The following is a 15,969-nucleotide window of genomic DNA, read 5'->3' on the forward strand; positions in this document are numbered from 1 at the left end:
TTCTTTGTCATCGTGCGTAGCCGCACGTAGAACATCCGTTCGCGAAGGGCGACGCGAAGCTCTCGCGCCTTGTCTCCAGGAGCCCATGCCTCGGGCACGAGATCGGCCCGAAGAAGATGCGCCAGCACCGTCGCATCGACCTTGTCCGTCTTGATCTTCGCATCGGCGATCGCCTTCACTTTCAGCGGATGCGCCAGCACGACATCGTCACAGATGTCATCGAGCCAGTCGTACATCACCATCCAGTTGCGGGTGGCTTCCACCACCGCATGGCTGTTCTCCCGATAGCGCTCGAGAAACGACCCGAGCGACTGACGATCGTTCTTCACTCGCCCGGATCGTAGTGTCTTGCCGGTGGAATCTTGCACGACAAGGTGGCTGTAGCTTTTGTGGTAATCTACGCCAATGTGATAATCATAAGGTGCAGTCACGCTTTGCTCTCCTTCCATGAGTTCGCGAAAACCCAAGTAAGGTAGGCCAAACGGCGCAAGGCGTGACTGTCCCAAGATCATCTGCATCTCAGAAATCCGTTCTCTCAATGCTGGGCGCGGCCTCTTTCATGCCACCTCCTCGCCGGTTGGGAGCCCGGCTCTGTGCTTACTGTTTTATCTGTTACTCTTTGGCCGGCTTCGCTCCCGCCTGCTTGAAAAAGCGGGAAAAGATGCCGGATAGGATTTCTTCGTGCGATGGCAAGATTTCCTGCGCCGCACCGCCGACAGGCAGCCATGAGGCACGCCCCGGCAGCACATGCGTTTCCACCGGAACGCCGGCCTTGCGGAGACGCTCGGCATAGGCTTCGGCCTCGTCGCGCATCGGACACTCCTCGCTGGTGACGACGAGGGCCGGAACGAGACCGCCGAGCCGGCTGCAATGGCCCGGCGCCGCATAGGGATGCGTGAGCCCGCTGCGCTCGCCGAGATATTGTTGCCAGCCTTCGGCGATCGATTGCACCGAACTCTGCGGACAGAACTTGCGAAACGAAGCCGTTGCCAGGCATGGGTCGAGCAGCGGCGACAGCAGGATCTGGCCTTTGAGGTCGCTCAGAAACTGATCGCGCGCCATCAGCGCCAGGCCGGCCGCAAGATTGCCGCCCGCCTCTTCGCCGGCGACGAACAGCATCGACTTCTTGTGCGCGAACTGCGGACAGCGGCTGCGCATCGACGAAAGCATCGCATAGGCGCAGTCGAGTGCCGCCGGAAACGGGTTCATGCACGCGGAAGGATATTCCGGCGAGATGACGACCGCGCCCGCGGCCGCCAGGGAATTGGCCACGTTTTCGCCCGCCGCGATCGAATCGTCGACGAAGCCGCCGCCATGGAGATGCAGTACGATCGGCGGCGGCGCGAGCAGCGATGCGCCGCGGTAGACACGGGCGCGGCACGAGCCTTTGCTCGTCTGCATCGTCTCTTCCGTAAATTGCGCGTTCATCTCTCTTGTCTCCGCCACGGGTGAATCCCTAGATGAGGGACAACTCGCGATGTTTGCAGCATATCATTGTCTTTCGTCTGGAATAGTCCGCGGGTTGTGATTACACTATTCGGTATTTCGAACAATTCGGTTATTGAAAATGGACCAACTCACGGCCATGCGCGCCTTTCTTCGGGTTGTGGAGACCGGCAATTTTACCCGTGCCTCCGCCTCCCTCAACATGCCGAAGGCGACCGTCACCAATCTCATCCAGGGACTGGAGGCGCATTTGCGCACGAAACTGCTCAATCGTACCACGCGGCGCGTCCTGGTGACGCCGGACGGTGCGCTTTATTACGAACGCGCCGCACGGCTGCTTTCCGATCTCGACGAACTGGACGGTAGCCTCTCGACGGCCCAGAGCCTGCCGAAGGGCCGGCTGAGAGTCGAGACGGCAAGCGCCTTCGCCAATCTGGTAATCATTCCGGCGCTGCCCGAGTTCCACGAGAAGTACCCTGATATCCAGATCGATCTCGGGGTTTCCGACCGAACGATCGACTATCTCGCGGAGAACGTCGATTGCGCCATACGTGCCGGTACCCTGACGGATCAGTCGCTGATCGCCAGGCGCATCACGGAGATGAAGTTCGTCGCCTGCGCCTCGCGGGATTTTCTCGAGCGGCACCCGGTGCCGCAGCACCCTTCCGATCTGGAGAAGAATTGCTACGTGGTCGGCTATTTTCTGCCGAAGACCGGTCAGCAGATGCCGTTCCATTTCCGGCGCGGAAACGAGGAGATCGAGGTCAGTGGACGCTATACGGTGGCTGCGAACGAATCGACCACCTATCTTGCCGCCGCCCGGGCGGGATTGGGCGTCATCCAGGCGCCGCTCTTCATGGTGCGCGAGGACCTTCGCAGCGGGACGATGGTTCCGGTTCTGCCCGACTGGCAGGTCGAGCCGATGCCGATCTATCTCGTCTATCCGCCGAACCGTCATTTGAGCAGCCGTTTGCGCGTTTTCGCCGATTGGGTCGTGAAGGTCATGGCGCAGTCGCAGAACGGGGAGTGACGACCCGTTCTCACCTGTTCGTCTGCGCGTCGTAGCGCTCGCGCGCGGCGTCGAGCTTCCCGAAATGCGTCTCCGCCCAGCGGTCGAGCACGACCAGCGCTTCGCTCAGCGAGCGGCCCACCTCGCTCAGCCGATATTCGACATGCGGCGGCACGGTCCCCTTGTCCTCGCGGATCACCAGCCCGTTTCGCTCCAGTTCCTTCAGCGTCTGCGTCAGCATCTTCTGCGAGACGTCACCGAGCCTGCGCATGAGCGCGGCGTTGCGCATCGGGCCGGACTCCAGCGCGGAGATGATCAGCATCGCCCATTTGCTGGCCACGAGCTCCAGCGCGTGACGCGAGGAACATGTCGGATCGAAAACACTGGGCGTCGATTGCATGGCGGTCGGGGGCGTGGAAGCCGGGTTCGCAGACATTTTGACGGTTACCAAAAGGTGCGTAATTGCACTTCAGTGCCCATGCTACAAGATTGACGCCAGAGTTCAAATCATTGGAGAACAGGAATGGCGTGGATCATGCTTGTGGCGGCGAGCGCCGTCGAGATCGTCATGGGGCTTGCGCTCAAATATGCAGACGGCTGGACCCGGCCGGTTCCGAGCATCATCGGCGTGGGCGCAGCATTGGGCAGTGTCTATCTGCTCACCATCGCGATGCGCGACCTGCCTGCCGGCACGGCCTATGCCGCATGGACCGGCATCGGTGCGGTCGGCATCACCGTGCTCGGCATGGTTCTCTTCGGCGATCCGGTGTCCTGGCTCAGGCTTGCCTGCATTGCCATCATCATCGTCGCCGTCGCAGGTCTGCGCTTCCTGGAGGCCTGATCCGTAGGGGGTTCATCTCAAGGTTTCCCGCCGCGATGCCGATCACCCGGCGGGAAATGCCATCTCAAGGCTGGCGCTTCTTGGCGTTGTTGCGCTTGGCACCAGGCTTGAAGTCGCCGGTTTTCTGCGCTTCGGGCTTGCCCTTCTTCTTGCTCCAGGGCTTCGCGCCTCGGCTGTCCGGATGCGCATCCTGCGCGACGGGAGGCTGCTTGTCGAACTTGCGCTTCGGCTTGAAGTCCTTGTGCTCGCGCTCCGATGCGGCCGCCGGCGGCCGCTTCCTCTCGAAGTCCGGCTTGTCCTGCCGCGGCCGGGAGGTGTCCGGGGCACCGGGAAGGGTTTTGACGCGAATACCCTTTTCCAGCAGCCGGTTCGGGCCGATCGCGGCAAGAAGGCGTTCTGCGCCGTCGGCCGTCATCTCGACATAGGTTTCCTCGGGCTGCATGCGGATCGCGCCGATATCGCGCTTGCTCAGCTTGCCGTAACGGCAAAGCATCGGGATCAGCCAGCGGGGCTCGGCGTTCTGCTTGCGCCCGACGGAGAGGGAAAACCACTGGCCGTCGGCGAAGTCGGCTCGCGGAGCGGGTTCGCTGTCGGCCGTGAAAGCCGGGCCGTCGCGACGGGGTTTCCTGCGATCGTCGTAGACGGCGACCTCCACGAGTTCCTCCGGAGCGGAACGGTTCGAGCGGAATTGCCGGACGAAGGCCGCGGCGATCTTTTCCGCCCCGTACCGGCTGATCAGCGTTTCGACGATCGCCTGTTCATCCTCGCGAGGCGCTTCGGCAAGGGCCGGATCGGCGGCGATGCGCTCGTCGTCGCGGCGTGCCACCTCGTCGGCAGACGGGGGCTTTGCCCAGGCGGCGGTAATCCGTGCGTTTTCAAGCAGCCGCTCGGCCTTGCGGCGGGCATTCACGGGCACGATCAGCGCGCTCACGCCTTTCTGGCCGGCGCGACCGGTCCGGCCGCTGCGATGCAGCAGCGTGTCGGAGTTGGTCGGCAGGTCGGCATGGATCACGAGCTCGAGGCCCGGAAGGTCGATCCCGCGCGCCGCAACGTCGGTCGCGATGCACACGCGGGCGCGGCCGTCGCGCATGGCCTGCAGTGCGTGGGTGCGTTCGTTCTGGCTGAGCTCGCCGGAGAGCGCCACGACCGAAAAGCCGCGATTGTTGAAGCGGGCGGTCAGATGGTTGACCGCGGCGCGCGTCGAGCAGAAGACGATCGCATTCCTCGCTTCGTAAAAGCGCAGCACGTTGATAATGGCATTCTCACGGTCGCTCGGCGCCACGAGCAGCGAGCGGTACTCGATGTCGCCATGCTGCTTCTGCTCGGAGGTGACGCCTATGCGGACGGCGTCGCGCTGGTAATTCTTGGCGAGCGTCGCGATCGAGCGCGGCACGGTGGCAGAGAACATCAGCGTGCGGCGATCCGCCGGCGACGCCTCGAGAATGAACTCCAGGTCCTCGCGGAAACCGAGGTCCAGCATCTCGTCGGCCTCGTCGAGTACGACGGCCTTCAGTCCCGATATATCGAGCGATCCACGGCGGATATGGTCGCAAAGCCGCCCCGGCGTGCCGACGACGATATGGGCGCCGCGTTCCAGCGTGCGCCGTTCGCTGCGCATGTCCATGCCGCCCACGCAGGAGGCGATGGTGGCCCCCGTCATCTCGTAAAGCCAGTCGAGCTCGCGCATGACCTGCAGCGCCAATTCGCGCGTCGGCGCGATGACAAGTGCAAGCGGTGCGCCGGCCTGCGCGAATTTCCTTGCCGAACCGATGAGCGTCGGCGCCAGTGCGAGGCCGAAGGCCACGGTCTTGCCGGAGCCGGTCTGGGCGGAGACGAGAGCGTCGGCGGTGCCGAGCGACGGATCCAGCATGGCTTGCTGAACCGGCGTCAGCGTCTCGTAACCGCGTTTTGCCAACGCCTCGGCGATCGCCGGCGCGATCCCTGCGAATTCTGTCATGTCTCTTCTTTCGGATTTCGGTTGTCGTCGGCGGAAGAGCGGACCTCGGTGCAGGCCGTCATCAGGCGTCGATTGCCGCGGCCAACGTGGTCGCGGCCCTATTCAGTTGCCGCGCTACATACTTGGTGAGCGTTGAAATGTACAGGGCGGAATCAATCTCCGGCCGGCGCGTTGCGGCGGCTGCCATATTCGTTTGCCCTGTTTGCGCCCGGCCAGAGGCAGAGACCGATGAAAACGATCGGGCTCAGAACCGGGATGAAGAGGCAGAGCGCCAGCGGACCGGGATAGCCGATATCGTGCAGGCGCTTGATCGCCAGCATGGCGATGGAGACGGTCGAAAGCACGCCGGAGAGGATCAGAGCCAGCGTCGAGAACGCGAGCGCCGCGTCGTCCACCTCGTTCTTCATCATCTGCGCCAGGAAGATGGAGCCGACGGCGAACCAGAAGAGCCAGGCGAGGAGAAAAGGCAGGCGGCCGATACGGCCGGAGGGGCTGAAGAACAGCCACGTCATGCTCGGCTGCCGCCCCTCCTTGGCCATCGTCAGTCCCGGAGCAGTTCGTTGATGCCGGTCTTGGAGCGGGTCTTCTCGTCGACCCGCTTGACGATCACGGCGCAATAGAGGTTCGGCGCCGGCTGCCCATTGGCCATGGTGGAGCCGGAAGCCATGGAGCCGGCGACGACGACGGAGTAGGGCGGCACTTCGCCATACATCACCTCGCCCGTCGCGCGGTCGACGATTTTCGTCGACTTGCCGATGAAGACGCCCATGCCGAGCACCGAACCTTCGCGGACGATGCAGCCTTCGACCACCTCGGAGCGGGCGCCGATGAAGCAATTGTCCTCGATGATGGTCGGCCCGGCCTGCATCGGCTCCAACACGCCGCCGATGCCGACGCCGCCGGAAAGATGCACGTTCTTGCCGATATGCGCGCAGGAGCCGACGGTCGCCCAGGTGTCGACCATCGTACCCTCGCCGACATAGGCGCCGAGATTGACGAAGGAGGGCATCAGCACCGCATTGGGTGCGATATAGGCGGAGCGGCGGACCACGCAGTTCGGAACGGCGCGGAACCCGGCCTTCTCGAATTCGTTGACGCTCCAGCCGTCGAATTTGGAGGGGACCTTGTCCCACCAGACGGCTTCACCCGGGCCGCCCTTGACGAGTTCCATCGGATTGAGGCGGAAGGAGAGGAGCACCGCCTTCTTGAGCCACTGGTTGACCGTCCAGGTGCCGTCCTCACCCCGTTGCGCGACGCGTACCTTGCCGCTGTCGAGCAGATTCAGCGCCGTTTCCACCGCGTCGCGAACCGCGCCGCGGGTGCCGGTGTTGACGGCGTCGCGTCCTTCGAAAGCGGTCTCGATCGTCTGCGAAAGGGAGGCGAGGTCGTGGTTCGTCATCGGAATTCCTTCGAGTTCGGCGTTGTGCTGCAAGCTCTACTGCATAATTCCCCGAATCGGAACCAGCTTCACGGATTATGCAGCGATTCAAGATGTCGCGCGGCTTCGCCGAAACCTGGCGCCCATGGAGCATGATCCTCAAAAAGTTGAAGGCCTTTTCGGCTCGCGCTCCTCAACGGGACTTGGCAAGTCTCGACTAATCCGGCAGTAGGGACGCCTCTATGACCGAGAAAGACCCGAAGGGACGCGTCCGGACGAGGTCTCGGGTGTTCGAAACGCGACGGGAAACGAAACATGGCACGCATGAAGAAGCGGACTCTGCGCCGCAAGGATGGGGTCTGGGATCCGCTGGCAGACAGCTCCCAGAGCAGGCAACGTGCATCGAGCGTGCCTTTGACGCCGCAATCGGCTTCGCCCACCTACCGTCTCGCCTATATCGACGACGATTTCCTGTGTCGTGAGGAACTGAGGCCCGTCCGCCTGCAGCTCGAGCTCCTGAAGACCGAGATGATGCTCGAGGAGCGCGGCATCAACTCCACCGTGGTGATGTTCGGCGGGGCGCGCATTCCGGAGCCCGGCGGCGAAGCCTGGGCCGCCAAGAACGTCATCCAGCGCAAGAATCTCGAGGCTGCGTCGGTCTATTATGACGAGGCGCGCAAGTTCGCGCGATTGTGCTCGGAGCAGTCGGCAAAGCTCGATTACAAGGAATATGTGGTGGTCACGGGCGGCGGTCCCGGCGTCATGGAGGCGGGAAACCGCGGCGCAGCCGATGTCGGCGCACCTTCGATCGGCCTGAACATCGTGCTTCCGCACGAGCAGGCGCCGAACCAGTTCGTCACGCCGGACCTGTCCTTCAATTTCCACTATTTCGCCATCCGCAAGATGCATTTCCTGCTGCGCGCCAAGGCGGTCACGGTCTTCCCCGGCGGCTTCGGCACGCTCGACGAGTTGTTCGAAACCATGACGCTGATGCAGACCGGCCGGCTCGCCCTGGTGCCCCTCATCCTCTTCGGCGAGAAGTTCTGGCGCAGCATCATCAATTTCGAGGCGCTGGCCGAGTTCGGAACCATCGCGCCCAACGACATCGACCTGTTGCACTTCGTGGAGACGGCCGAAGAGGCATGGGAGATCATTGCCGGGTTCTACGAGAAGGTCGACCCCCGCTCGGTCCCGATGGCGTCCGGACGGCGGTAGTTACGCGGTCGAAACCACACCGCGCAGGAAAGCCGCCAGATCTTCCGTGACGTAGTCGATCTGATCGTCCGCGTCGCTCGACGTTTCCCAGGCCTCGGCAAATTCGTATTCGAGATTGCGCGGCACGAGCAGCACGGTCTTCATGCCGAGCGCCTTCGGGACGACCAGGTTGCGCGGCAGATCCTCGAACATGACCGCATTCGCCGTGTCGATGCGGTGAAGGCCCATGAATTTGTCGTAGGTGTCGCCGGCGGGCTTCGGTATGAAGCCGGCGGCGACGATGTCGAAGATATCGTTGAAATGGTCGAGGATGCCGAGCGCCCGCGCGGTCATCTCCGCATGGGCGACGCTGCCGTTGGTGAAGATGAACTTGCGTCCGGGCAGCGCCTTGATCGCCTCGCCGAGCGCCGGGTCGGCCGGCACCACGCTGTAGTCGATGGCGTGGGCTCTTTCGAGGAAATCGTTGGGGTCGATGCCGTGATGAAGCATCAGGCCCTGAAGCGTGGTGCCGTGGTCGCGGTAGTATTCCTTCTGCAGCTTCTTCGCCTCCGCAGGCTCCAGCGACAGGAGTTCGGCAACATAGGCCGTCATGTTGCGGTCGATCTGTGAGAACAGATTGACGTGATGCGGATAGAGCGTGTTGTCGAGGTCGAAGACCCAGTCGGTGACATGGGCGAATTCGGCGTGGGTCGGCAGGCGGTCGAGCTTCTTCATGGCGGGTTTATGACACGGGCGGTCTTGCGAAGCAAAACGGTTTGTTCACCTGTGCCCCGATTGGCGATGGATTGTTTTCGGCCTGCGTGCTAGCGGGCAAATATGGAAACCTGGGTTCTCATCACCGTCGCCGCGGCCTTCCTTCAGAATGTCCGCTCCGCCATGCAGAAGCACCTGAAGGGCGTCATGGGCACCACCGGCGCGACCTTCGTGCGCTTCGGCTTCGGACTGCCTTTCGCGCTCCTCTACCTCGTCCTGCTTTGGCGCGCCGGCGGGCATCAGCTGCCGGTGCCCAACGGCACTTTCTATCTCTGGGCGGTGGTCGGCGGAATGGCGCAGATCGCCGCGACCTTCCTGCTCGTCCATCTCTTCTCCTTCCGCAATTTCGCGGTCGGCACGGCCTATTCCCGCACCGAGCCCGCACAGGCGGCGCTCTTCGGGCTGATCTTCCTCGGCGAAAAGGCGAGCCAGGGAGCGTTGGTTGCGATCGCCATTTCGGTGGTGGGCGTCATGCTGATCTCCGTCGCCCGAACGACGCTCAGCGCGCGCTCGCTGCTTGCATCGGTCTTCAGCCGCACGGCGGGCATGGGGCTGCTTTCCGGTACCTTCTTCGGTCTCTCGGCGGTGTCCTACCGCTCGGCCTCGCTGGCGCTGGAGCCGAGTCTGCCTCAGCCGGACTATGTGATCCAGGCGAGCTTCACGCTCGGCTTCGTCATCCTGCTTCAGACGATCGTCATGCTTTTGTGGATCGTCGCGCGTGAACGCGACGAACTGAAACGCATAGGCGCCGCCTGGAAGCCCGCTTTCGTCGTGGGCTTCGTCGGCGCCTCGGCCTCCTTCGGCTGGTTCGCGGCGATGACGCTGCAGCAGGCGGCGATCGTCAAGGTGGTCGCTCAGGTGGAGATGCTGTTCACCTTCGCCTCTTCCTTCTTCATCTTCCGGGAGTGGATCAACCGGCTCGAACTGCTCGGCTGCCTGCTCATCGTGCTCGGCGTGGTCATGCTGCTCGTCTTGTGAGGGCTCGGCAAGCGGCACGAATAGATGCCCGAATTTCGGCGGACGGCGCGTGTGGCTGATGCTACAAAGCAATATGCTTTTCGATCTGCCGAACGACGATATCCTTTACGATGCGCTGCTGGCCCGCAGTTCCGATTATGAGGGTCAGGCCTTCGTTTGCGTCAAGAGCACCGGCATCTTCTGCCGGCTCTCATGTCCCGCCCGCAAGCCGAAGCGGGAGAACACTTTGTTCTTCGACAGCATTTCCGCCTGCATCAATTCCGGCTTCCGGCCGTGCCAACGTTGCCGCCCGCTGGAAGATGCATCCGGGAAAGATCCGCTCGTCAAGGAGCTTATCGAGCTGCTCGACCGCCGGCCGGAGCATCGCTGGACGGAGGGCGATCTCGTGCGGCGCGGCTTCGATCCGTCGACAGTGCGGCGCGCCTTCAAGCGATCCCTCGGCGTCACCTTTCTCGATCTCGCCCGCCAGCGGCGAATGGGCGAGGCCGCACGCCAGCTCTCCGGCGGCGCCAGTGTCATCGAGGCGCAGATCGACGCAGGCTATGAATCGCCGAGCGGTTTTCGCGCCGCCTTCGGGCGGCTGATCGGACAGGCTCCCGCGAAATCGCAGGGGCGCGTGCTGCTCTTTGCCGACTGGATAGAGACGCCGCTAGGCCCCATGGTGGCGGTTGCCGACCAGACGCATCTTCACCTCATCGAGTTCCATGATCGCAAGGCCCTCCCGGCCGAAATGGAGAGTCTCAAGCGAAAGACGCACTCTGCGGTGGTGCCCGGCAGAACGCCGCCCATCGATCAGGTGGAGCGCGAGCTCAACGCCTATTTCGCCGGGCGCTCGGCCGATTTTCGCACACCGCTCGCCCTCGACGGCAGTGCCTTCGAGCGTCAGGTATGGGCAGAACTCGTTGCGATACCCGTGGGCGAGACACGCTCCTACAGCGACATCGCGCGGAAGGTCGCCACCCCGCAGGCGGTGCGTGCCGTGGCCAGGGCCAACGGCTCCAACTGCCTCGCAATCGTCGTGCCATGCCACCGTTGCATCGGCGCTGACGGATCGCTGACGGGCTATGGGGGCGGGCTCCGGCGCAAGCAATGGCTGCTTCGCCACGAGGGCAGAATGCGTCCTGTGGGGCTTTTCGGAGAGTGGGACCGGGAGATGCCTGCCCGGGCCGCCGCTCCAACGATGTAACGGATACGTTCAACCTGACGGACTGGGAGAAGATACGATGAGCCAGGAAGAAAGAGCGCTCGCCTTCGGGGCACTGCACCGGAAAGGCGATCCGGTGGTTCTGTACAACATCTGGGATGCAGGCAGCGCCCGGTGCGTGGCCGAGGCCGGCGCCAAGGCCCTCGCCACCGGGAGCTGGTCGGTCGCGGCGGCGCATGGATACGGAGACGGGCAGAAGCTGCCGCTGCCTCTGCTGCTCGAGACCGTGCGCGAGATCGTCGCGGCAACGGACCTGCCGCTCTCGGTGGACTTCGAGGGCGCCTATTCGGAGGACCCGGCCCAGGCCGCGGCCAATGTCGCGCAAGTCATCGATGCGGGCGGGATCGGCATCAATTTCGAGGACCAGATGGTTGGCAGGGGCGGCGTCCATCCGATCGACAAGCAGGCGGCTCGCATCCGCGCGATCCGCGAGATGGCGGAGCGACAGGGCATCGCACTGTTCGTCAACGCCCGCACCGACCTCTTCCTGCAGGAAAGCGATGCGGCGCGCCACGCGGCCCTGATGGAGGATGCGATCGCCCGCGCCGAGGCCTATGCGGATGCGGGCGCGAGCGGCTTCTTCGCACCGGGTCTCGCCGATCGGGACCTCATCGCCAGGCTCTGTGCGGCATCACCTTTGCCGGTCAACGTGATGATGATGCCGGGGGCGCCGGACATTGCCACGCTGGCGGCCGCCGGCGTCGGGCGGGTGAGCTATGGGCCGTTCCCATACCGGGAGATGATCGCCCGGCTGCGCGGCGAGGCGGAGAATGTTTACGGGACAAGGTAAGAGATTGGTCCCTCATCCCGCTGCCGCGACCCTTTCCCCGTCATGACGCGTCAAGACGGGGAGAAGGTTAGGGTAAGGGGCAGATCACGCAAACAAGGCGCGCCTCACGGCACGATCAGCGTGCCTGCGCCGTGCTCGGTGAAGATTTCGAGCAGCACCGAATGTGCCGTTTTGCCGTTGAGGATGACGACGCCCTGGACTCCGGCCTTGATCGCCTCGATGCAGGTCTCCACCTTCGGGATCATGCCGCCCGAGATGGTGCCGTCGGCGATCAGCGCCCGCGCCTCGGCGACCGAGAGCTGTTTGATGAGTTCGCCCTTCTTGTTGAGAACGCCCGGAACGTCGGTCAGGAAGAGAAGGCGCGTCGCATTGAGCGCGCCGGCGATGGCGCCGGCAAAAGTGTCCGCGTTGATGTTGTAGGTGTGGCCGTCCCGTCCCGGCGCCACAGGCGCAATCACCGGTATCATCTCGGAGCGGGCGAGCAGATCGAGAAGGGTGCGGTCGACTTCGACGACATCGCCAACGAAGCCGAGGTCGAGCACGCGCTCGATGTTGGAATCCGGGTCGCGGAAGGTCTTCTTCGCCTTTTCCGCAAAGACCATGTTGCCGTCCTTGCCGCAAAGGCCGATCGCCCATTCGCCCGTCTGGTTTATGAGCGCGACGATCTCTTTGTTGATCGACCCGGCAAGCACCATTTCGACGATTTCGACGGTCTTTTCGTCTGTGACGCGGAGCCCGCCCTCGAATTTGGACTCGATGCCCATCCGGTTGAGCATGGCGCCGATCTGAGGGCCGCCGCCGTGAACGACGATCGGGTTGACGCCGGACTGCTTCAGAAGCGCGATGTCGCTGGCAAAGGCGCGCCCGAGGTCGGCATTGCCCATGGCGTGACCGCCGTATTTGACGACGATCGTCTTGTTCTCGTAGCGCTGCATGTAGGGCAGGGCCTGGGCGAGCAGGCGGGCCTGAATTTCACTTTCTGATGCGGACATGGCGGATCCTCGAAAAATACCGGCTGCTGTTTAGCGCAACTCTCTGACGGATGGAATGATCCGGGCGCAACATAAAGCCATTGTGACGGCGGTCGCCTGGCTGAGCCGAAGTGCTCGCCGCGTGCGCGGCATGGCCGAGAAGCCGATTGACGGCGCTGGCGATTTGACTGATCCTGCTTTGATCCGGAAAGGACCGCCGCAGTCCCGAGAATAGGCGCATCGACGCCTGCCTGGAAGAGATCAAGGGAATCGTGCCGGCCTTCTAAAGCTGAGAGAGTGCAGGAAGCCATGACGACGCAGAAGCCCGAAAGCGGAGATTCCCGCCGCGACGAGGTGATCGCGGGAGAGTACGTGCTCGGCGCGCTGTCTGCCGAGGACCGTCGCAAGGCCGAGGCGCGCATGGCAACGGACCGAAACTTCGCCGCCATGGTCATCCGCTGGCAGAACAATCTTGCGGCCTTCGGCGACGCCTATGAATCGGTCGCGCCGCGCCGCAGGTTTCGCTCCTCCGAGCACGCGGTCTTCGAAGCGGGCCGGGGCGCAGACGACCCCCGCGGTATCTGGGGCTCGCTTCCCCTTTGGCGCAGCGTCGCGCTGGTATCGCTTTCGGCTGTCGTCGTAATGGCAGGCGCGGTGGCCGGACTTTTCAGCGATCGCCGGGGCGGTACGCAACTCGTTGCGAGCCTCGAAGCGCAAGGCAGCGCCATCAACCTCGTCACGCACTTCGAACCGGCTACGGGGCGCCTCAGACTGTCGCCGGCCGCCGCCGGACAGATGGAGGAGAAATCGCTCGAACTCTGGCTGATCAAAGGTGACGATCCGCCGGTCTCGCTCGGCGTGCTGCCGCCGTCCGGCGAGGGGGAAATCGTGCTCGAGCCGGGAATGCGAAGCCGGATTGCCAGCGGCTCCAGGCTCTCCGTCAGTGTCGAGCCCCTGGGCGGCTCGGCGACCGGCTCGCCCACCGGTGCGGTCATCGCGCAAGGCACCGCGCGCGCTTTCTAAGTCTCGTTCCACGCGGGCCACGCAGTCACGGCAGGAATGCCGCGACCGCTTTGAGCGCCGTGCGCCCGAGTGGACGCACAAAGTTTGAGTTCATGACGGCTGCTGCAACTCTGGTCGGTTTGTCGGCACAGCGGCGCTGTGGGAAACTTTCGGAGGACTGCAATCTCCCCTCTTCCTCATCCTGTGACGAGCACAGGAATGAGGAAATCCAACCGGCCGTGGCGGGTATCCCGAATCTCAACAAGCCTTAATTCAATTTATCGTATCGACGCATCGTGCTTTCCGGAAATCGATACCGATTTTCGGGCCGATGCGGTAAATTACGATATCAGGCCGGACCGGCTGCGGGAGGACGAGGCACTTCCGCCTCTCGCTCCAGATTCGGCCAATGCCAGTTGCATCGCCCGATGGAGGTTCCGATGATCAGCCGGCGCGACTTGCTGATGGCGGGCGCGGCCCTGGCCGCGGTGATCACCCTGCGCGGTCTGGTATGGCCCATGCGCGCCGTCGCCGGCGAAGCCTTCGAAATCACCAGGACCGACGCGGAGTGGCGGGCGCTGCTCGGCGAGGACCGCTATCGCATTCTGCGGGAGGAGGGCACGGAGCCGCCGTTCAGCAGCCCGCTCGACGATGAAAAGCGAAACGGCCTCTTTCACTGCGCGGGATGCGCCTTGCCCGTCTATTCCTCCGAGGCGAAATATGACAGCGGTACCGGCTGGCCGAGCTTCTGGCAGGCGCTTCCCGGCGCGATCGGCACACGCGAGGACGATACCCTGTTCATGACGAGGACCGAATGCCACTGCCGCCGCTGCGGCGGCCATCTCGGCCACATCTTCGACGACGGTCCGCCGCCGACCGGCAAGCGGCACTGCATCAACGGGCTCTCCCTGTCATTCGTACCGGAAACTGCCTGAGCGGGGCGATCTTCCCGCCGGCTCCGGCGAGAAGATCGTTGTGCGACGAGGGCCGATCGCCTTCGGCAACCGATCAGAATGTCCCCGCCTGCGGCGACGGCGTCTGCGCCTCGGAAAGGGCTGCCTGAAGCTTCTGTTCCTGCTCCGGCGAGAGCGATGTCTTCAGCACGCGGCCGCGCAGGCCGGAGAATTCGGCCAGCACCTTTTCCGGCTGCACCTTGCGCACCAGAACGAAGAGCGCCGAGGAATTGTTCGGGATGGTGTTGCCGAGCGACTTGATGAAGTCGTCGTCGATACCGTAATCGACAAGCGAGCCGGAAAGCGCACCGGCACCGGCGCCGATAGCGCCGCCGAGGGCGAAACCCGCGAGCGGATTGAGGAAGAGTAGCCCGACGAGCCCGCCCCAGAGGGAGCCGGAAAGGAGGCCGGACGTGGCTCCGACGGTGGTCAGGTTCATGCTCTGCTTCAGATGCACCTTGCCGTCGGCGTCGCGAACGACGACGACCGCATCTTCCAGATCGATCAGATACTCCTTCCTCAGGCTGTTGAGCTTCAAGAGGACCTTGTCGGCCTCATCCGTCGAATCGAATCCCACGACAATCAAATCGGACATGTCTCTCTCCTGATCCTTCGGGCAGACAATCTGCCGCCGCGAAGCAGAGATAGAGCGCTTTTCATGTCAGGGTAGTGACGGAGGTCGAAGACGAGGGGATCGCCCTTCAGCGGCGCCGTTTCGCGCCTCAGCGCGTCACGGCAAGCTCGATCGCCGCGCGGAGGTCCTCGATGCCTTCGCCCTTTTCCGACGATGTCGACAGCACTTCCGGAAAGGCCGCCGGCCGCTTCTTGACCTTTTCGAGGGTTTCCCCGACGAGGCGCGGCACGCCGGCCGCCTTGATCTTGTCCGTCTTGGTCAGCACGATCTGATAGGAAACCGCAGCCTTGTCGAGGAGTGCCAGCACGTCCTCGTCATTCTTCTTGATGCCGTGGCGCGCGTCGATCAGCACGTAGACGCGCTTCAGCGTCGAGCGGCCGCGCAGATAGTCGAACACCAGCTTCGTCCAGGCGTCGACCTGTTCCTTGGGAGCCTGCGCGTAGCCGTAGCCTGGCATGTCGACAAGCGCCATCGGCGGCAGGTCGTCGGCCTCGCCGGAATAGCCGTCCGGCACGAAATAGTTGAGTTCCTGGGTGCGGCCGGGCGTGTTCGATGTGCGCGCAAGGCCCTTATGGCCCACGAGCGCGTTGATCAGCGACGACTTGCCGACATTGGAGCGGCCGGCAAAGGCGATCTCCGTCGGTCCCTCCGGCGGCAGGAACTTCATCGACGGCACGCCGCGGATGAAGATCCACGGCCGGCCGAAGACGCTTGCGGCATTCTGCTTGTTCGTCCCGGACATGTTCTGGCGTTTCCTCTTTGGCCTCGGCATCAGGCTTTTGCAGAGGCTTGTCAAGCTTGAGAGCGCCCGGGCGGCGCCGGTGGCGCTCGGGAAATC

18 protein-coding genes are annotated in these 15,969 nt (G+C 63.7%); 8 read left to right on the forward strand and 10 right to left on the reverse strand.

Annotation, left to right across the window (positions count from 1 at the left end; translation table 11 throughout):
• Both ACTJKL_RS24675 and ACTJKL_RS24680 read right to left on the reverse strand, forming a co-directional pair.
• Positions 1-431: IS110 family transposase (locus ACTJKL_RS24675; protein ID WP_440854047.1), on the reverse strand; the 431-nt coding region annotated here is incomplete at its 3' end.
• Between the two features lie 181 nt (positions 432-612).
• The gene (locus ACTJKL_RS24680; RefSeq protein WP_440854048.1) at positions 613-1,428 is read right to left on the reverse strand and encodes an alpha/beta hydrolase; all 816 of its coding nucleotides are present in this window, start codon (positions 1,426-1,428) and stop codon (positions 613-615) included.
• Between the two features lie 139 nt (positions 1,429-1,567).
• Here ACTJKL_RS24680 and ACTJKL_RS24685 point away from each other — a divergent pair, with 139 nt between their 5' ends.
• Complete coding sequence (locus tag ACTJKL_RS24685; protein WP_100669741.1) at positions 1,568-2,476, forward strand: LysR family transcriptional regulator; 909 nt, start codon at positions 1,568-1,570, stop codon at positions 2,474-2,476.
• 10 nt (positions 2,477-2,486) lie between these two features.
• On the opposite strand, the gene ACTJKL_RS24690 is transcribed toward ACTJKL_RS24685, so the two are convergent.
• Positions 2,487-2,891 carry a winged helix-turn-helix transcriptional regulator gene (locus tag ACTJKL_RS24690; RefSeq protein ID WP_198516588.1) on the reverse strand — a complete coding sequence of 135 codons (405 nt, stop codon included), beginning with the start codon at positions 2,889-2,891 and terminating at the stop codon, positions 2,487-2,489.
• An 87-nt stretch (positions 2,892-2,978) separates the two neighbouring features.
• Here ACTJKL_RS24690 and ACTJKL_RS24695 point away from each other — a divergent pair, with 87 nt between their 5' ends.
• Positions 2,979-3,296 carry a DMT family transporter gene (locus ACTJKL_RS24695; RefSeq protein WP_440854049.1) on the forward strand — a complete coding sequence of 106 codons (318 nt, stop codon included), beginning with the start codon at positions 2,979-2,981 and terminating at the stop codon, positions 3,294-3,296.
• A 64-nt stretch (positions 3,297-3,360) separates the two neighbouring features.
• Here the strand turns inward: ACTJKL_RS24695 and ACTJKL_RS24700 are convergent, their stop codons facing one another.
• The 3 genes from ACTJKL_RS24700 to dapD form a co-directional block, all read right to left on the reverse strand.
• On the reverse strand, positions 3,361-5,253 hold the full coding sequence (locus ACTJKL_RS24700; RefSeq protein ID WP_440854050.1) for a DEAD/DEAH box helicase: 1,893 nt from the start codon (positions 5,251-5,253) through the stop codon (positions 3,361-3,363).
• Between the two features lie 152 nt (positions 5,254-5,405).
• Entirely contained in the window at positions 5,406-5,792 is a 387-nt protein-coding gene (locus ACTJKL_RS24705; protein WP_440854051.1) for a DUF805 domain-containing protein, read from the reverse strand.
• A 2-nt stretch (positions 5,793-5,794) separates the two neighbouring features.
• A complete protein-coding gene (dapD, locus tag ACTJKL_RS24710; protein ID WP_440854052.1) occupies positions 5,795-6,652 on the reverse strand; it encodes a 2,3,4,5-tetrahydropyridine-2,6-dicarboxylate N-succinyltransferase in 858 nt (285 codons plus the stop codon).
• Between the two features lie 294 nt (positions 6,653-6,946).
• Between dapD and ACTJKL_RS24715 the strand changes: the two genes are divergently transcribed.
• Positions 6,947-7,846 (forward strand): LOG family protein, encoded by a 900-nt coding sequence (locus ACTJKL_RS24715; protein ID WP_440854053.1) that lies wholly within the window; start codon positions 6,947-6,949, stop codon positions 7,844-7,846.
• On the opposite strand, the gene ACTJKL_RS24720 is transcribed toward ACTJKL_RS24715, so the two are convergent.
• A complete protein-coding gene (locus ACTJKL_RS24720) occupies positions 7,847-8,560 on the reverse strand; it encodes a pyrimidine 5'-nucleotidase (protein WP_100669737.1) in 714 nt (237 codons plus the stop codon).
• A gap of 102 nt (positions 8,561-8,662) precedes the next feature.
• Between ACTJKL_RS24720 and ACTJKL_RS24725 the strand changes: the two genes are divergently transcribed.
• Genes ACTJKL_RS24725 through ACTJKL_RS24735 form a run of 3 tightly spaced genes read left to right on the forward strand, consistent with a single transcriptional unit; the run spans position 8,663 to position 11,571 of the window.
• Complete coding sequence (locus ACTJKL_RS24725) at positions 8,663-9,577, forward strand: EamA family transporter (protein WP_411922640.1); 915 nt, start codon at positions 8,663-8,665, stop codon at positions 9,575-9,577.
• 58 nt (positions 9,578-9,635) lie between these two features.
• On the forward strand, positions 9,636-10,763 hold the full coding sequence (locus tag ACTJKL_RS24730; protein ID WP_440854054.1) for a bifunctional transcriptional activator/DNA repair enzyme AdaA: 1,128 nt from the start codon (positions 9,636-9,638) through the stop codon (positions 10,761-10,763).
• A 37-nt stretch (positions 10,764-10,800) separates the two neighbouring features.
• A complete protein-coding gene (locus tag ACTJKL_RS24735; protein WP_324762805.1) occupies positions 10,801-11,571 on the forward strand; it encodes an isocitrate lyase/PEP mutase family protein in 771 nt (256 codons plus the stop codon).
• Between the two features lie 104 nt (positions 11,572-11,675).
• On the opposite strand, the gene argB is transcribed toward ACTJKL_RS24735, so the two are convergent.
• Positions 11,676-12,563 carry an acetylglutamate kinase gene (gene argB, locus ACTJKL_RS24740; protein WP_018094040.1) on the reverse strand — a complete coding sequence of 296 codons (888 nt, stop codon included), beginning with the start codon at positions 12,561-12,563 and terminating at the stop codon, positions 11,676-11,678.
• A gap of 288 nt (positions 12,564-12,851) precedes the next feature.
• Between argB and ACTJKL_RS24745 the strand changes: the two genes are divergently transcribed.
• The gene (locus ACTJKL_RS24745) at positions 12,852-13,565 is read left to right on the forward strand and encodes an anti-sigma factor (RefSeq protein WP_275602590.1); all 714 of its coding nucleotides are present in this window, start codon (positions 12,852-12,854) and stop codon (positions 13,563-13,565) included.
• Positions 13,566-13,984: 419 nt separating this feature from the next.
• Complete coding sequence (gene msrB / locus ACTJKL_RS24750; RefSeq protein ID WP_411922637.1) at positions 13,985-14,479, forward strand: peptide-methionine (R)-S-oxide reductase MsrB; 495 nt, start codon at positions 13,985-13,987, stop codon at positions 14,477-14,479.
• A 73-nt stretch (positions 14,480-14,552) separates the two neighbouring features.
• Here the strand turns inward: msrB and ACTJKL_RS24755 are convergent, their stop codons facing one another.
• Both ACTJKL_RS24755 and yihA read right to left on the reverse strand, forming a co-directional pair.
• On the reverse strand, positions 14,553-15,092 hold the full coding sequence (locus ACTJKL_RS24755) for a DUF1269 domain-containing protein (RefSeq protein WP_100669731.1): 540 nt from the start codon (positions 15,090-15,092) through the stop codon (positions 14,553-14,555).
• A gap of 127 nt (positions 15,093-15,219) precedes the next feature.
• Positions 15,220-15,873: a ribosome biogenesis GTP-binding protein YihA/YsxC gene (yihA, locus tag ACTJKL_RS24760; RefSeq protein WP_440854055.1), complete on the reverse strand. Its 654-nt coding sequence runs from the start codon at positions 15,871-15,873 to the stop codon at positions 15,220-15,222.
• Between the last annotated feature and the right edge of the window lie 96 nt (positions 15,874-15,969).

This window comes from Sinorhizobium sp. 22678, assembly GCF_052044265.1.
Lineage (GTDB): Bacteria > Pseudomonadota > Alphaproteobacteria > Rhizobiales > Rhizobiaceae > Sinorhizobium > Sinorhizobium meliloti_A.

Coding starts and splice junctions, on each gene's coding strand:
- ACTJKL_RS24705 (WP_440854051.1), bottom strand. CDS start 5,792: ATGGCCAAGGAGGGGCGGCAGCCGAGCATGACGTGGCTGTTCTTCAGC.
- ACTJKL_RS24695 (WP_440854049.1), top strand. CDS start 2,979: ATGGCGTGGATCATGCTTGTGGCGGCGAGCGCCGTCGAGATCGTCATG.
- ACTJKL_RS24720 (WP_100669737.1), bottom strand. CDS start 8,560: ATGAAGAAGCTCGACCGCCTGCCGACCCACGCCGAATTCGCCCATGTC.
- yihA (WP_440854055.1), bottom strand. CDS start 15,873: ATGTCCGGGACGAACAAGCAGAATGCCGCAAGCGTCTTCGGCCGGCCG.
- msrB (WP_411922637.1), top strand. CDS start 13,985: ATGATCAGCCGGCGCGACTTGCTGATGGCGGGCGCGGCCCTGGCCGCG.
- ACTJKL_RS24725 (WP_411922640.1), top strand. CDS start 8,663: ATGGAAACCTGGGTTCTCATCACCGTCGCCGCGGCCTTCCTTCAGAAT.
- ACTJKL_RS24680 (WP_440854048.1), bottom strand. CDS start 1,428: ATGAACGCGCAATTTACGGAAGAGACGATGCAGACGAGCAAAGGCTCG.
- argB (WP_018094040.1), bottom strand. CDS start 12,563: ATGTCCGCATCAGAAAGTGAAATTCAGGCCCGCCTGCTCGCCCAGGCC.
- ACTJKL_RS24730 (WP_440854054.1), top strand. CDS start 9,636: ATGCTACAAAGCAATATGCTTTTCGATCTGCCGAACGACGATATCCTT.
- dapD (WP_440854052.1), bottom strand. CDS start 6,652: ATGACGAACCACGACCTCGCCTCCCTTTCGCAGACGATCGAGACCGCT.
- ACTJKL_RS24745 (WP_275602590.1), top strand. CDS start 12,852: ATGACGACGCAGAAGCCCGAAAGCGGAGATTCCCGCCGCGACGAGGTG.
- ACTJKL_RS24735 (WP_324762805.1), top strand. CDS start 10,801: ATGAGCCAGGAAGAAAGAGCGCTCGCCTTCGGGGCACTGCACCGGAAA.
- ACTJKL_RS24755 (WP_100669731.1), bottom strand. CDS start 15,092: ATGTCCGATTTGATTGTCGTGGGATTCGATTCGACGGATGAGGCCGAC.
- ACTJKL_RS24715 (WP_440854053.1), top strand. CDS start 6,947: ATGGCACGCATGAAGAAGCGGACTCTGCGCCGCAAGGATGGGGTCTGG.
- ACTJKL_RS24685 (WP_100669741.1), top strand. CDS start 1,568: ATGGACCAACTCACGGCCATGCGCGCCTTTCTTCGGGTTGTGGAGACC.
- ACTJKL_RS24690 (WP_198516588.1), bottom strand. CDS start 2,891: ATGTCTGCGAACCCGGCTTCCACGCCCCCGACCGCCATGCAATCGACG.
- ACTJKL_RS24700 (WP_440854050.1), bottom strand. CDS start 5,253: ATGACAGAATTCGCAGGGATCGCGCCGGCGATCGCCGAGGCGTTGGCA.